The 13,268-nt window shown below is 63.9% G+C and carries 16 protein-coding genes; 7 read left to right on the plus strand and 9 right to left on the minus strand.

Annotation, left to right across the window (positions count from 1 at the left end; translation table 11 throughout):
- The gene (locus U5768_RS13775) at positions 1 to 231 is read left to right on the plus strand and encodes a DUF2783 domain-containing protein (RefSeq protein ID WP_415913897.1); all 231 of its coding nucleotides are present in this window, start codon (positions 1 to 3) and stop codon (positions 229 to 231) included.
- 7 nt (positions 232 to 238) lie between these two features.
- Here the strand turns inward: U5768_RS13775 and U5768_RS13780 are convergent, their stop codons facing one another.
- Entirely contained in the window at positions 239 to 721 is a 483-nt protein-coding gene (locus tag U5768_RS13780) for an Lrp/AsnC family transcriptional regulator (RefSeq protein WP_322030955.1), read from the minus strand.
- Positions 722 to 1,135: 414 nt separating this feature from the next.
- Between U5768_RS13780 and U5768_RS13785 the strand changes: the two genes are divergently transcribed.
- Entirely contained in the window at positions 1,136 to 1,765 is a 630-nt protein-coding gene (locus U5768_RS13785) for a LysE family translocator (RefSeq protein ID WP_322030956.1), read from the plus strand.
- A gap of 19 nt (positions 1,766 to 1,784) precedes the next feature.
- Here the strand turns inward: U5768_RS13785 and U5768_RS13790 are convergent, their stop codons facing one another.
- The 3 genes from U5768_RS13790 to U5768_RS13800 form a co-directional block, all read right to left on the minus strand.
- Entirely contained in the window at positions 1,785 to 2,801 is a 1,017-nt protein-coding gene (locus U5768_RS13790) for a DUF2242 domain-containing protein (protein ID WP_322030957.1), read from the minus strand.
- Positions 2,802 to 3,035: 234 nt separating this feature from the next.
- Positions 3,036 to 4,391: an APC family permease gene (locus tag U5768_RS13795; protein ID WP_322030958.1), complete on the minus strand. Its 1,356-nt coding sequence runs from the start codon at positions 4,389 to 4,391 to the stop codon at positions 3,036 to 3,038.
- 115 nt (positions 4,392 to 4,506) lie between these two features.
- The gene (locus U5768_RS13800) at positions 4,507 to 5,337 is read right to left on the minus strand and encodes a carbon-nitrogen hydrolase family protein (RefSeq protein WP_322030959.1); all 831 of its coding nucleotides are present in this window, start codon (positions 5,335 to 5,337) and stop codon (positions 4,507 to 4,509) included.
- Positions 5,338 to 5,453: 116 nt separating this feature from the next.
- Between U5768_RS13800 and U5768_RS13805 the strand changes: the two genes are divergently transcribed.
- Positions 5,454 to 6,308, plus strand: coding sequence for a helix-turn-helix transcriptional regulator (locus U5768_RS13805; protein ID WP_322030960.1), 855 nt, complete (start codon positions 5,454 to 5,456; stop codon positions 6,306 to 6,308).
- 1 nt (position 6,309) lies between these two features.
- On the opposite strand, the gene U5768_RS13810 is transcribed toward U5768_RS13805, so the two are convergent.
- The 3 genes from U5768_RS13810 to U5768_RS13820 all read right to left on the minus strand — a co-directional run bounded on the left by U5768_RS13810 (position 6,310) and on the right by U5768_RS13820 (position 7,738).
- The gene (locus U5768_RS13810; RefSeq protein ID WP_322030961.1) at positions 6,310 to 6,726 is read right to left on the minus strand and encodes a rubredoxin; all 417 of its coding nucleotides are present in this window, start codon (positions 6,724 to 6,726) and stop codon (positions 6,310 to 6,312) included.
- Between the two features lie 36 nt (positions 6,727 to 6,762).
- Positions 6,763 to 6,891, minus strand: a complete 129-nt coding sequence (locus tag U5768_RS13815) for a hypothetical protein (RefSeq protein WP_322030962.1) — start codon at positions 6,889 to 6,891, stop codon at positions 6,763 to 6,765.
- A 289-nt stretch (positions 6,892 to 7,180) separates the two neighbouring features.
- Positions 7,181 to 7,738 (minus strand): FUSC family protein, encoded by a 558-nt coding sequence (locus tag U5768_RS13820; RefSeq protein ID WP_322030963.1) that lies wholly within the window; start codon positions 7,736 to 7,738, stop codon positions 7,181 to 7,183.
- 248 nt (positions 7,739 to 7,986) lie between these two features.
- On the opposite strand from U5768_RS13820, the gene U5768_RS13825 reads away from it, so the two are divergent.
- Entirely contained in the window at positions 7,987 to 8,199 is a 213-nt protein-coding gene (locus tag U5768_RS13825) for a hypothetical protein (protein ID WP_322030964.1), read from the plus strand.
- Between the two features lie 133 nt (positions 8,200 to 8,332).
- Here U5768_RS13825 and U5768_RS13830 read toward each other — a convergent pair whose 3' ends face one another.
- Entirely contained in the window at positions 8,333 to 8,746 is a 414-nt protein-coding gene (locus U5768_RS13830) for a DoxX family protein (RefSeq protein WP_322030965.1), read from the minus strand.
- 70 nt (positions 8,747 to 8,816) lie between these two features.
- Entirely contained in the window at positions 8,817 to 9,542 is a 726-nt protein-coding gene (locus tag U5768_RS13835) for a pirin family protein (RefSeq protein WP_322030966.1), read from the minus strand.
- Between the two features lie 127 nt (positions 9,543 to 9,669).
- Between U5768_RS13835 and U5768_RS13840 the strand changes: the two genes are divergently transcribed.
- The 3 genes from U5768_RS13840 to ahpF all read left to right on the plus strand — a co-directional run bounded on the left by U5768_RS13840 (position 9,670) and on the right by ahpF (position 13,256).
- Positions 9,670 to 10,578 carry a LysR family transcriptional regulator gene (locus U5768_RS13840; RefSeq protein WP_322030967.1) on the plus strand — a complete coding sequence of 303 codons (909 nt, stop codon included), beginning with the start codon at positions 9,670 to 9,672 and terminating at the stop codon, positions 10,576 to 10,578.
- Positions 10,579 to 10,902: 324 nt separating this feature from the next.
- Positions 10,903 to 11,466, plus strand: coding sequence for an alkyl hydroperoxide reductase subunit C (gene ahpC, locus U5768_RS13845; RefSeq protein ID WP_322030968.1), 564 nt, complete (start codon positions 10,903 to 10,905; stop codon positions 11,464 to 11,466).
- A gap of 188 nt (positions 11,467 to 11,654) precedes the next feature.
- Entirely contained in the window at positions 11,655 to 13,256 is a 1,602-nt protein-coding gene (ahpF, locus tag U5768_RS13850) for an alkyl hydroperoxide reductase subunit F (RefSeq protein ID WP_322030969.1), read from the plus strand.
- Positions 13,257 to 13,268 lie beyond the last annotated feature (12 nt).

Raw genomic sequence — 13,268 nt, forward strand, 5'->3', positions numbered from 1 at the left:
ATGCTCAATACCCAACCCAATCTGGCCAGACCGGACGACTTCTACGAAGCGCTGATCGACATGCATCGCGACCTCGACGAGGCGCAGAGTCAATCGGCCAACGCGCAACTGATCCTGCTGCTCGCGAATCACATCGGCGAACACGAAACGCTGCTGCAAGCGCTTCGATTCGCGCGCGCAGGCGTATGCGCGGCGGCAAGCAACGGCGCGGCGGGAAAGCTCGCGGCATAAAAGCGCGTCACACCTGCATGGACGGCACGTCCTTCATGCAGCGCAAGGCGAACATCGACCGGCTGTGGCGAATGCTCGAAATGCGATAGAGCTTCTCGCGCAGGAAGCGTTCGTAGCCGGCGGTGCCGTCCACGGCCACCTTGATCCAGTAGTCGTATTCGCCGGAGACCAGATAGGCCTCCAGCACTTCGGGCAGCGCCGCGAGTTCGGCGCCGAAGCGCGCGAGCGCGTCGTCTTCGTGGCGGTCGAGCGTCACTTCCAGAATCACGATGTCGGCGTAGCCGAGCTTCTGCTGGTTCACGAGCGCGACATAGCCGTCGATATAGCCATCGGCTTCGAGCTGGCGTGTGCGGTTCCAGCACGCCGTGGTGGACATGCCCACCAGCTCGGCCAGTTCGGCGTTCGAGAGCCGGGCGTTTTTTTGCAGGGCGCCGAGGATCTTGCGGTCCTGATTGTCGAGCGCTTTGGGCTGGCGTTCACGAGGGCTCATGGCGGAAAAGAATTTTGTACAGGTGTACATGATTCTAGCGGAAGAAGATTCCGAAGATCGACCGTTTTCGCCTGAAAACCGGAAGCCTGATCCGGCTTTTAACCGGTATATTTTCCACATGCCTTCTTGCCTGGCACGACCCACGCGGCCACCTCCCCGCGCTGGGGAGCGCCGCCGCAGTCACAAGCCGCGGTGGTCCGTCAGGGCCGGTTTCCGTTGCACCCTGCGGCGGCTACCGGGCATGGCGGGCGATTACCATGCCCCGCCATGTCCGGTCAGGCAGATGGCATTTGCAAACCGCGCTTTCGCGCGGTTTTTTGTTGCCCGTTTTCGTTTTCGCTGTCTCGATACTTTTCGCAACCCCGAGCGCCCCGAGCGCCGTCCGCCACAACGTCTTCGCCAGCACGCCCAGCAATGTCGATCCAGTTGTATCTCTCTTTTCTCGCCGCCGCGCTCGTACTCGTCTACACCCCCGGTCCCGTCAACGTGCTCACCATGAGCCAGGCCCTCCACGCGGGCTGGCGCCGCGCGCTGCCGTGCGTCTGGGGCGGCACGCTCGCGGTGCTGCTCCAGCTTGCGTTGACGGCGCTGTGTCTCAACTCGCTGCTGCTCATCAGTGAGCATTCACTTACGTTGCTGCGGTGGCTGGGCGCGGCCTATCTCGTCTGGCTCGGCTGCAAGCAATGGCGCAGCCGCGCGCTGGCGGGCACGGATACGCCTGCGGCCGCAGCCGATAGCGCTAGCCGTCGCGACTTGTTCTGGCGTGGTTTCGCAACCTCCGGGCTCAATCCGAAGACGCTGCTGTTTTTCCCCTCGTTTTTTCCGCAGTTCATGAGCGCCGATGCGCCCTGGAGCGCGAACCGCCAGTATCTGCTGCTGGCGGCGACGTTCGCGTTGCTGTTTGCGGGAGGCGTGGCTTCGATGGCGCTGTTTTCGCACCGGCTGCGCCACGTGCTGCAGCGGCCCAGGCGCATGCGCGCCGTGAATCGCCTGATGGGCAGCCTGCTCGTGGGAATGGGCGCGATGATGGCCGGCTTGCGCTGAGCGCGCAGGCCGCTGGCGCTTAAGGCGCGGTTGCGCTCGCGGTTGGGCTGCTCGTGCTGGATGCGGCAGGCGGCGTGGCTGACGGATTGGCCGCGCCCGTACTTTGAGCGCCGGAGCTTGCCGAGGCTGCGGCGAGCGTTTGCGGCGCCGCTGCGCCGGCAGATGTTGCGTTCGGGCTAGCCGGTACGCCCATCATGGCAGCCGCTGCCGCCGTGGCGTGATCGACCGGCGCGGACGCGCCCGGAGCCGAAGCGGCTGGCGCCGGCGCGGCCGTAGCAGGCGCGGGTGCGGCTGGAGGAGGCGCCGTCACTACCGGCGCGGCCGGCGCCGCTGTGCCATGCAGCACTGCTGCCCCCGTCGCCGCGGCCGCCGCGGCGGCAGCCGGCGCCGCCGACCCCACCGTGGTGGCGGCGGGTGCCGCGCTGGCGGTGACCGGCTCGACCGGCAGCGGCAACGGCGCAATCTTGATCGCGCCTGCGCCCGGCACGGGCTCGCTACGCGCCGATGCATTCAAATACTTGCCCACCAGATCGAAAAAGCGCGAGTAAAACGGCCCCGACTGGATCGTCTCGCTCGAAATCTTCACCATTTCGTCGCTGTTCGAGCGGATAGGCAAGGAGACCGACCCCAGAATCGAGAGCCCCACGCTCGCCGAGGTATCGCTTTTCTTGAGCGCATAGCCGTTCTGCACGGCGTTCACGTACACCATGCTCGAATTGCTGGCGTCGCCCGGCGTGCAGACCACGTGCACCTCCACGACGATGTGCTGATCCATCGTCGGCTGGAAGTTCTTCGTGGCGTCGACGGTGTCGTTGCGCGTCATCGTCGTCATGTAGCCCTGGCTCAGCAGCGCGCGGCGCGACGACTCGCAGGCGTCGGCGCTCGCGTAGTTGAAGCTGCGCGAGAATTGGCTGGGCGCGGTGCTCAGCAACTGATCTTCCTGGAACTTGGGCTTGGGCGAGGAGCACGCGCCGAGCGCGGCCGCCAGCGTCACCGCGGCAACGGTGAGGGCGCCATGACGAACCGGGACGGGCAAACGAGGGACTACTTTCAAAAAACGGGACATGTTCGGGGCAAACAGGGCAGCAATGCGGCATTGCATGGGACGGCATGCATTGTAGTTCGGTTCCGCCGAACATGACCGAACGCTCGTTTTATCGAAGTCTTTCGAAAGCCGGCCGAAGGGTGGATCGCAAAAAAAGCGAGCGCCCGTCCCGACCCCAAGGCGCTCGCCGGCTCGCTTGAAACAGGCAATGCGAGCCGCTTTCGCTTATACCGCCATTTCCGGGGGCGCCTGGCGGAAGCACCGCGTGATCCAGCCGAGGTACACGAGGCCGAGCACGAACCAGATCACGCCGAGCATGATCGCGGTCTTTTCGAGGCTGCACAGCAGCCAGATGTCGGTCACGGCGCCGATCAGCGGGAACACCAGACCGCCGATGACCCCAAAGCCGCGCGAACCCGCCGCGCCGCTGAAATACTGGCGGATCACGCACAGGTTCACCGAAGTGAACGCGAGGAACGCGCCGAAATTGATGAACGAGGTGGACGTGGCCACGTCGAGCTTCAGCGCGATCAAACCGACGACGCCGGCAATCGCGATGTTGATCGCAGGCGTGCGGAAACGCGGGTGGATGTAGCCGAAAATCGACTTCGGCAGCACGTCGTCGCGGCCCATTGCATAGAGCAGACGTCCCACGCTGGCCTGTGCCGAGATGCCCGAGGCGAACTGCGCGAGAATCAGGCCCCCGAGGAAGATCGTCACGAAGATATCGCCGCCCACCTTGCGGGCGATTTCGAACGCGGCCGAATCGGGGTCCTTGAACACGGCGCCCGGATGCGCGAGCTGCAGCGTGTACGCGGCGATCACGAAGATCGCGCCGCCCACCAGCGCGATCAGCACGATGGCGCGCGGAATGGTCTTTTCGGGCTCGATGGTTTCTTCGGTGAGCGTGGAAACGGCGTCGAAGCCGAGGTACGAATACGCGGCAATCGCGGCGCCCGCCATCGTGGCCGAGAGCGGCACGTGCGGCTGGAAGAACGGCTGCGCGGCGAGGAGTCCGCCCGGGCCCGCGGCCGCGGCGGCGTAGTGCAAACACAGGACTACGAACATTGCCGTGATGCCAAGCTGCACCATCATCAGCACGATGTTAAAGCGCGCCGCGAGTTCGATGCCGACGATGTTCAGCGCGCTCGTGAACACGATGAACGCGACGATCCAGATCCATGTGGGCACGCTCGGGAATGCAGCGCCGAGATACGCCGCGCCGATCAACCAGATCACCATCGGCAGGAAGAAATAATCGAGCAGCGTGGCCCAGCCGATCATGAAGCCCAGGTGCGAACTGAAGCTCTTGCGCGTGTACGTGTAGGCCGAACCTGCCACCGGGAAAAGGCGCGCGAGCTTGCCGTAGCTGAGCGCCGTGAACACGATCGCGATGAGCGCGATGAGATACGCGAGGGCGGCGGTGTCCTGGCTCGCGCCGGCCAGCACGCCATAGGTGCCGTAGACGATCAGCGGCGCCATGTAGGCGAGGCCGAATAGGAGCACGGACGGCAGGCCGAGCGTGCGTTTCAGTTGAAGTTCGTGGGTGCCGCGTTCATGCGACGGCGAGGCGGGCTTCATGATGCAGGTGTCTCCTGATGCTGTGGTTCTGGCAGGCGTGGAAGAGCCTGGCGAGCCGCGAAAAGCGGCTTGCCGGATCGTTTGTTACGCGGGTCGGCTGGTTGCCTGGCAGCGCTTAACGCGTGCGCGGGCGGATATTGAGCGAGCGGCGGCCTTGCGCGTCGTTTTCGTCGGCGAGATCGAGCGCAACGCGTGCGTCGTGCAGATAGCTGTAATGCTCGCGGCTTTGTGCAAGCAGCGCGCGATCCATCGTCGCGTGCAGCACCGCGTCTTCGTTGTTCAATTCGCAGAGCACGTCGCCGAACGGGCTCACGAGCGCCGTTTCGCCGGGGAACGTGAGGTTGTCGTCGCCTTCGCCGGTGCGGTTCACGAGCGCCGCGAACATCTGGTTCTCCATGGCGCGCGCGACGATCGCACGGCGATGCACGGGGCCGAACGGGTCCATGTTGCCGTTCGTGACGACGAGCATTTCCGCGCCGAGCGAGGCCACGGCGCGCGCCGTTTCGGGAAACTCGATGTCGTAGCAGATCAGGAGGCCGACGGTCGTGCCCTTGAATTCGCACACCTCGTAGCGCTCGCCGGGCGTGAACACGCCGACGTCGGAGGCCCACAGGTGCGTCTTGCGGTAACGCAGCGCGATGTCGCCGTGCTCGTCGATCAGCACGGTGGTGTTGTAGAAGCGTTCGCCTTCGCGCTCGGAGAGGCCCACGGCCACGCCGATACTGGCCGCGCGCGCGGCGTCGCGCACTTTGGAGAGCGAGGGACCCGCGAGCGTTTCGGCGATGTCGCGCACGTTTTCGCGCGTGGGAAAGCCCGTGAGCGTGGCTTCGGGAAAGACGATGAGATCGCTGCCTTCGCGGCGTTTTCCGATCGCGTCGAGCACGCGGGCCAGGTTGGGCGCGACGGCGCCGTCCACGACCGGGATCTGCGCGAGTTCGAGTTGCATGCCTTGTCTCCTTATGTATTACGTGAAGCACCGCGTGGGCGTCATGAGCGGCTATTATCTCCACGTTATTTTTGTCGAGGAATTACCCTGCAGGGGTACCCCTCACCGGAGATGCCATGGAACTGGACTGGCAGGACCGCGCGTTCCATCACCATATCGCGACGCTGATCGACGCCCTCGACGGTCCCGACTTCTGGACCCGCGTGACGCGCGTGATCGAGCGCTTCGTCGCGTTCGACAACTGGGTTGCGCTCGTCTTCCGGCGCGATCGCGCGCCGCTCGTGTGCGCCGAGTCGCCCATGCCCGACGGCACCGTGGATCGCTTGTTCCGCGCGTATCTGGAGGGCATGTACCTGCTCGATCCGTTCTATCTCAACGCCAGCGAAAAGCCGCGCGCGGGGCTCGTCACGCTTGCCGAAGTCGCGCCCGATAATTTCCGCATGACGGACTATTACCAGCGCTACTTCAAGAGCAACATCATCGGCGACGAAGTGCAGTTCAACTTGCCGGTGGACAGCGAACGCACGCTGATTTTCTCGCTGGGCGCAAGGCACCATTACACGGAGCGCGATATTGCGATGTTCGCGATGTTCGCGCCGTGGGTGGTCGCGCTCATGAAGCAGCGGCTGGCGTATGAGACGTTTGCCGAGGGCGCCGCCGAGGCGGTCGCGTCGGACTCGCTCGAAGCCGAAAGCGCGCAGCAGCAGACGCAGTTGAGCGAAGCGGGCTTCGCGAGCCGCATCGAGGCAGTCACGCAGCAAAGCGGACGCGTGCCGCTCACCGCGCGCGAGATCGAAGTGGTGCGTTTGAGCCTGAGCGGCTTTTCCACGCGCGCCATTGCGGAGCGGCTCGAAATCTCGTTCGAGACGGTGCGCGCGCACAAGAAGCATATTTACGCGAAGCTCGGCGTGAGTTCGCAGTCGGAGTTGTTTGCGCTGTTCTACGAGCCGTTCGGACGCGCAGGCGTGTGAGTTAAAACTCGACGAGCGCGAAGTCTTCCTTGCCCACGTCGCAAAGCGGGCAGCGCCAGTCGTCGGGCACGTCGGCCCAGCGCGTGCCGGGCGCGAGGCCGTCGTCGGGCGCACCTGCCGCTTCGTCGTACACCCAGCCGCAGATCACGCAGACCCATTGCTTGAGGCCGTCGCCGGCGCTGGCCGCAATCGTCGACGCGTTCGCGGATGCTTCGGGCGCGGCGCTTTCGCGCGGCGTGTCGAGCGCGACGACGAGCGGGGCGGCGGTGCTCTCGCGGGCAGCGAGTTTCGCTTGCAGGGTGGCGAGCAGCGCGGCGGCTTCGTCGGCGGTGAGGTCGATCCAGTACGGGTCGCCTGCGCCGTCATTGAGGCGTTCGGGAGCGAACTGGATTTCGAGGGCGACGCCTTTCTTGTACATAAACGAGGTGAGCTTGATGCTCCGGCCGCGCCGCGCTTACAGGAAGTAGCGGAACAGCAGCGATGCCGCGATGCCGCCAGCCGCGATCAGCGCGAGCATTTGCAAAAGCGTGATGGACTTGCCGGACCTGGCGTTCGAAGCGGTGGAGCGGGTGGTGGTGTTCATAAGGTGAAATTGCGGCGGCGTGGGTTGCGTTCTCGGGTTGCATGCTCGATTGCGCCCCTAAATGTGACCATAGTGTCGCCATGTTTTGCACGGCGTAGGCGGAGCGCGGCGGGGGAGTTTCGCACGATTTCGCATCGAGGGGGGCATTTGCGCGGCCACTGCGCGCAGCCGCCGCATCGGTTGCCCCGGCAACTTGCGCCGGACAGCGGTATGGATTATCGCCGCTAATGCACGCCAGATTCCTGAGCGCCCGGAGATGGATTATTTCGCGTGCGTTGAGAGACGGCGCTCACGCATGCAACCAGCGTCGCTCGATATACGAGAACAGCCAGCTCACCGGCACCGCGCAGGCCATGCCGATGGCGACCTGCGCCACGCGAAAGAGCGCGACGTCCCATACCGGCCCGTTCATGGGCACGAGGAGCACGATGGTGGTGGTGATCGCGCCGAGCCGCGCGGCGGTGCTCACGCTCAGGCACCAGCAGCCGATGATCACCACGCTCACGGCGACGAGATAGGCCGCGAGATTTTCCGGACCGAACGTCGCCGTAGCGAGGCCCACCGCGCCGCCCGCAATCGCGCCGATGAACTGGTCGCGCGACTGCGCGAGCGTATCGGCGTAATCGTGCTGGGTGACGGCAATCGCCGTGATCGCGGCCCAGAACGCCTGTTCGGTGTGGAGCGCGCGGCCGATGCTGTAGGCAAGACCTGCCGCGCAAACGGCGCGCAGCGCCATGAGCGTGCCCTGCGCCGCGCGGCTTTTGAGCGGCAAGCGCTTGAGCGCGCTCAGCGCCGATTGCTGGAGCGAAGTGAGGTAGGCGTACAGGTTGTCTTGAGGATCGTGCATCGCGCGCAATAAATCGTAGGGATGGCGTAATGCCTGGCAGGCGCACCGCAAGCCAGGCAAGCGAGCATTCGATTATGCATGGCGTCTGCCGCGCGAAAGGTTGCCGCGCATATTTGCGATGGTGCTAGATTCCTCGCCCTTTCGTAAAACTCTTTTTTAATGCTTTTAAGTGTATGCAACACAGTTCTGATAATTCCGGTGCGACTGCGCCTCACGGATGCCAGCATCTTCTTCGCGAGCAGTTCAGCGTGCTGAGTGCATTGGTGGCGGGCAGCGGTCGAAACGCATTCCTTACCTTGAGCGGCGAAACTCGCCGGGAGATCGAATCGCTTTATCTGAGAGTGGCAAACGGCCTTGTCGCGCGCACCTGCGACGAAGTGCGGGGCAAATCGATCTGCGTCTCGATTTCCCACTGCCCGTGCGCGGAAGGCGGCGGCGCGACGCTGCCGGTGACGCCCTGAGGCGTGACCGGTCGAGGCGCACGGCGCCGTTTCGCGCCGCGGCGAAAAAAAGCGCGACGCCGTTTGGCGATCGCGCTTCATTTGAAGGGGCATTCGAACGCGCCGGGTCCGCTTCCCGCAAGCGGCCGTTGCATTACCTCCTGTCGATCGAGATCCGTCCGGGACCCGTCACCGCGAGTGCGAGCAAGCCGCCGGCGATGCTGATGTTCTTGTAGAAGTTGATCATGTTCGCCATTTGATCGGCGCCCGTCATGGTCCAGAAGTGATGGCCGATGAATGCCGTCGCAACGGTATAGACGGCGAGCAGCACGGCGAGCGGCCGCGTATAGAACCCCACGAGCAGCAGAATGCCGACCGCGAACTCCATGATCACGGCGATAGCGGCCGAAAGCATCGGCACGGGCGCGCCCACGTGCGCCATGTAATCGACGGTGCCCGCAAAGCCGGTGATCTTCGACCAGCCGAACAGGATGAACAGCGAAGTCAGCAGGACGCGCGAGACGAGCAGCACGACGTCGCTGCCCGGCCCGAACAGGTTGTATCGCATGGTTTTCTCCGAAGAAGTTTTATCGGTTCACAACGTATCAGTCCGGCACAACCCAGGCACCGCGCCGAAGTCAGGACCACAGCTCCGACACTTCGATATTACGCAGATCGAACACCAGAACCTCTGCATCGTGTCCGTCGCTGAAGCTCAACTCTCGTTCCGAGCGGATGCGCGCGCCGTCGCCTTCGCCGAGTTCCACGCCGTTTAGCGTCACGCTGCCCCGCGCCACGTGAACGTAGGCGTAGCGGTCGGCGCCCACTTCGACCTTCGCGGTTTGCGCGCCGTCGAGCCGGCCCGCATACACGCGAGCGTCCTGACGCAGCAGCAGCGAGTCTTCCGCGCCGTCCGGCGAGAGAATCAGGCGAAACTTGCCGCGCTTCTCCTCATCGGCGATGTTCTTTTGCTGGTAGCGCGGCTGCGCGCCCTTCACGTTCGGCGCAATCCAGATTTGCAGGAAGTGCACGCCTTCGTTCGCCGAGTGGTTGAACTCGCTGTGCGCGACGCCGGTGCCGGCGCTCATCAACTGCACGTCGCCGGGAACGATCACCGAGCCCGTGCCCATCGAGTCCTTGTGCTCGAGCGCGCCTTCCAGCACGTACGAGAAGATTTCCATGTCGCGGTGCGGATGCTTGCCGAAACCGCGCGCCGGGGCCACGCGGTCGTCGTTGATCACGAGCAGGTCCGAGAAGCCCACTTGCGTCGGATCGTAGTAGTTGGCAAACGAAAACGTGTGGCGCGAGCTGAGCCAGCCGTGTTCGCCGCGGCCGCGTTGGTCTGCCTTGCGAAGTTCGATCATTTTCGTCTCTCCGTGCGAATCGTTCCGATTCAGTTGACTGGTTGCGATGGAAGAATTTTAGGTCAATCAAATCGACTCGAATCGCCGTAAAATACGACTCACTGTCACAAATAAGTGGACAATTGAAATGCAACTCGACGACATGCGGATCTTCGTGAACACCGTGGATGCGGGAAATTTCACGGCGGCCGCCCACCGGCTGCGGCTTTCCAAACAGTTCGCGAGCCGGCGCGTGGCGGCGCTGGAGGCCGATCTGGGCGCGCGGCTGCTCGTGCGCAACACGCGCAAGCTGGCGGTCACGGATCTGGGCCAGGACTTCTACGAGCGCGCCAAACGCATCCTTTCGGATGTGTCCGAGGCCGAGCAAGCCATGTCGGACAGGCGCAGCGAGCCGCGCGGCCTCCTCAAAATCAGCGCGCCGATGTCGTTCGGCATGGCGCACCTTTCGCCGCTGGTCGCCGAATTTCTGCGCGAGCATCCGGATGTGCGCTTCGACATGGACCTGAGCGATCGCACCGTCGACGTGATCGGCGAGGGCTTCGACATGGCGCTGCGCATCGGCAGGCTGGCGGATTCCACGCTGGTTGCGCAAAAGCTCGCGGACGTGCGCATGATCGCGTGCTGCAGCCCCGGCTACCGCCGCCGCCGCCGCGCGCCGCAAACGCCCGCCGATCTCGCGCAGCACGCCTGCCTGCCATACGGACAGCAGGGCCGCGCGCCGTGGGAGTTCATCGTCGATGGCGTACGCACGTCGTTCGACGTGCACGGACCGCTGCGTGCAAATAATGGCGAAGTGATCCGCGATGCGGCCATTGCAGGGCTCGGCATCTGCTATTTACCGGACTTCATCGTGGCGGGATCGGTTGACGCGGGCGTGCTCGTGGAGGTGCTCGAGCCGTTCGTGCCGCCGCCCAACGCGCTGCACGCGCTGTATCCGCAGCATCGTGAAGCTTCTGTGACGATCCGCGCGTTCACGCAATACCTGCGCGAGCGGCTGGCGGCGCGTGCGGCAACCGCGCGCGGCGGGGCGCTTTGACGCAGCAAGCCTGCGGCCCTTGCAGAAAAGCCGTTGCGCCTGCATCTAAGGTGCAAAGCCGTGTGGGGCGTAACATGAAAGCGTGGGCGTGTGAGGCGCATTGTCGCAGTTTCGTTGTATGCTCACCGCCCCGAGGGTTGCTCGGGCCGCCCGTTGTGTTCGATGCGGGCGCGCAAACCCCATGCTGGCGGGCTTTTGACGGACGCTATGGGGCCCGATAGGCAGGGTTAATACCAGCGATCAAAGCAACCAATTTTTCAAACGGACGCGGTTCCCGTAACCTGTGTCCATACCTTTTCCCAACCCAGAGCGAGGAAACAACGCATGTCTCTCATCAACACGCAAGTCAAGCCGTTCAAGGCAACCGCATACCACAACGGTAAGTTCGTTCCGGTCTCTGAAGAAAACTTCAAGGGCAAGTGGTCGGTTGTCGTGTTCTACCCGGCCGACTTCACTTTCGTGTGCCCCACGGAACTCGGCGACCTGGCTGACCAGTACGCAGAATTCCAGAAGCTGGGCGTTGAAATCTACGGTGTGTCGACCGACACGCACTTCACGCACAAGGCATGGCACGACACGTCGGACACGATCGCCAAGATCAAGTACCCGCTGGTCGGCGACCCGACGGGCGCAATCACGCGCAACTTCGACGTCATGATCGAAGAAGAAGGTCTGGCCCTTCGCGGCACGTTCGTGATCAACCCGGAAGGCGAGATCAAGCTGTGCGAAATCCACGACAACGGCATCGGCCGTGACGCCAAGGAACTGCTGCGCAAGGTGCAGGCGGCTCAGTACGTGGCATCGCACCCGGGTGAAGTGTGCCCCGCCAAGTGGACGCCGGGCGCTGAAACGCTCAAGCCGTCGCTCGACCTCGTCGGCAAGATCTAAGCGTTACATCAACCATGCGATCGCCCTGATCGCATGACGCTGAAGTCTCACTAGCTGTATCCCCGGGCCGCGCCCACGCGGCTGCGGCCCGGGTCTCTGTTCGCCTCGTAACGCCATAAGCGGAACGGCGAAATTGCCAGGCAATACTTAGAATTCCCCCGCTTCTTCTCCAGCCGGAAAAAAACGCCATGCTCGACGCCAACATCAAAGATCAACTCAAAAGCTACCTCGAAAAAGTCACGCAGTCGATCGAGATCGTTGCGTACCTGGACGACGGCGAGAAGTCGCAGGAACTGCAGCAACTGCTGCAGGACATCGCATCGCTCTCGAACCGCATTGCCTACGAAGAACGCCGTGGCGCCGCAGTCGGCGACGCGCGTACTCCTTCGTTCGATATCAGGCGCGCGAACTCCGACGTGAAGGTCACGTTCGCGGGCATTCCGATGGGCCACGAATTCACGTCGCTCGTGCTGGCGCTGCTTCAGGTGGGCGGCCACCCGGTCAAGCTCGAGAACGACACGATCGAACAGGTGAAGGCGCTCGACGGCGTGTTCGCGTTCGAAGTCTATATGTCGCTGTCGTGCCAGAACTGCCCGGAAGTCGTGCAGTCGATCAACGCGATGGCTTCGCTCAACCCGAACGTGCAGATCGTCACGATCGACGGCGCGCTGTATCAGGGCGAAGTCGAGAAACGCCAGATCATGGCCGTGCCGACTATCTACCTGAACGGCGAAGTGTTCGGCCAGGGCCGTATGGGCGTGGAAGAAATTCTCGCGAAGCTCGACACCGGCGCATCGGCGCGTGCGGCTGAAAAGCTGAACCAGAAAGACGTGTTCGACATGCTGATCGTCGGCGGCGGCCCCGCAGGCGCGGCGGCTGCGATCTACGCGGCGCGCAAGGGCATCAAGACCGGCGTGCTAGCCGAGCGCTTCGGCGGCCAGGTGCTCGACACCATGTCGATCGAAAACTTCGTCTCGGTCACGGAAACGGAAGGGCCAAAGTTCGCCACGGCGCTCGAACAGCACGTGCGTGCCTATGATGTCGACATCATGAACTTGCAGCGCGCCGAAGCGCTCGTGCCCTCGGGTAACGGCTTCGAGGTGCGCACGCAAAGCGGCGCGACGCTGCGCGCGAAGAGCGTGGTGCTCGCAACGGGCGCGCGCTGGCGCAACGTCGACGTGCCGGGCGAGCAGGAATACAAGAACAAGGGCGTTGCCTATTGCCCGCACTGCGACGGCCCGCTCTTCAAGGGCAAGCGCGTAGCGGTGATCGGCGGCGGCAACTCGGGCGTGGAAGCGGCCATCGACCTGGCCGGTATCGTGAGCCATGTCACGCTGCTCGAATTCGGCGCGCAACTGCGTGCGGACGAAGTGCTGCAACGCAAGCTGCGCAGCCTGCCGAACGTCGCGGTGCACGTGAACGCGCAAACCACGGAAATTTCCGGCGATGGCCAGAAAGTTACGGGTCTCGCGTATCTCGAACGCACGTCCGGCGAGAAGCGTCATCTCGAACTCGAAGGCGTGTTCGTGCAGATCGGTCTCGTGCCGAACACCGAATTCCTGAAGGGCACGGTGGCGCTTTCGAAGCACGGCGAGATCGAAGTGGACGCGAAGGGCCAGACGTCGGTGCCGGGCGTGTTCGCCGCAGGCGATGTGACGACGGTGCCGTTCAAGCAGATCGTGATCGCCGTGGGTGAGGGCGCGAAGGCATCGCTCGGCGCGTTCGATTACTTGATCCGCTCGTCGGTCGAGCAGGAAGAGGACGCGAAGGCGGCGCCCGTGGTCGCCTGAGCAACGATTTAA

Source organism: Paraburkholderia sp. J76, from assembly GCF_905220295.1.
Classification (GTDB): domain Bacteria; phylum Pseudomonadota; class Gammaproteobacteria; order Burkholderiales; family Burkholderiaceae; genus Paraburkholderia.

Bases quoted from the DNA above. Each gene is read 5' to 3' on its own strand.
- U5768_RS13775 (WP_415913897.1), top strand. From the start codon at position 1: ATGCTCAATACCCAACCCAATCTGGCCAGACCGGACGACTTCTACGAA.
- U5768_RS13780 (WP_322030955.1), bottom strand. From the start codon at position 721: ATGAGCCCTCGTGAACGCCAGCCCAAAGCGCTCGACAATCAGGACCGC.
- U5768_RS13785 (WP_322030956.1), top strand. From the start codon at position 1,136: ATGTCGATCCAGTTGTATCTCTCTTTTCTCGCCGCCGCGCTCGTACTC.
- U5768_RS13795 (WP_322030958.1), bottom strand. From the start codon at position 4,391: ATGAAGCCCGCCTCGCCGTCGCATGAACGCGGCACCCACGAACTTCAA.
- U5768_RS13800 (WP_322030959.1), bottom strand. From the start codon at position 5,337: ATGCAACTCGAACTCGCGCAGATCCCGGTCGTGGACGGCGCCGTCGCG.
- U5768_RS13805 (WP_322030960.1), top strand. From the start codon at position 5,454: ATGGAACTGGACTGGCAGGACCGCGCGTTCCATCACCATATCGCGACG.
- U5768_RS13810 (WP_322030961.1), bottom strand. From the start codon at position 6,726: ATGTACAAGAAAGGCGTCGCCCTCGAAATCCAGTTCGCTCCCGAACGC.
- U5768_RS13815 (WP_322030962.1), bottom strand. From the start codon at position 6,891: ATGAACACCACCACCCGCTCCACCGCTTCGAACGCCAGGTCCGGCAAG.
- U5768_RS13820 (WP_322030963.1), bottom strand. From the start codon at position 7,738: ATGCACGATCCTCAAGACAACCTGTACGCCTACCTCACTTCGCTCCAG.
- U5768_RS13830 (WP_322030965.1), bottom strand. From the start codon at position 8,746: ATGCGATACAACCTGTTCGGGCCGGGCAGCGACGTCGTGCTGCTCGTC.
- U5768_RS13835 (WP_322030966.1), bottom strand. From the start codon at position 9,542: ATGATCGAACTTCGCAAGGCAGACCAACGCGGCCGCGGCGAACACGGC.
- U5768_RS13840 (WP_322030967.1), top strand. From the start codon at position 9,670: ATGCAACTCGACGACATGCGGATCTTCGTGAACACCGTGGATGCGGGA.
- ahpC (WP_322030968.1), top strand. From the start codon at position 10,903: ATGTCTCTCATCAACACGCAAGTCAAGCCGTTCAAGGCAACCGCATAC.
- ahpF (WP_322030969.1), top strand. From the start codon at position 11,655: ATGCTCGACGCCAACATCAAAGATCAACTCAAAAGCTACCTCGAAAAA.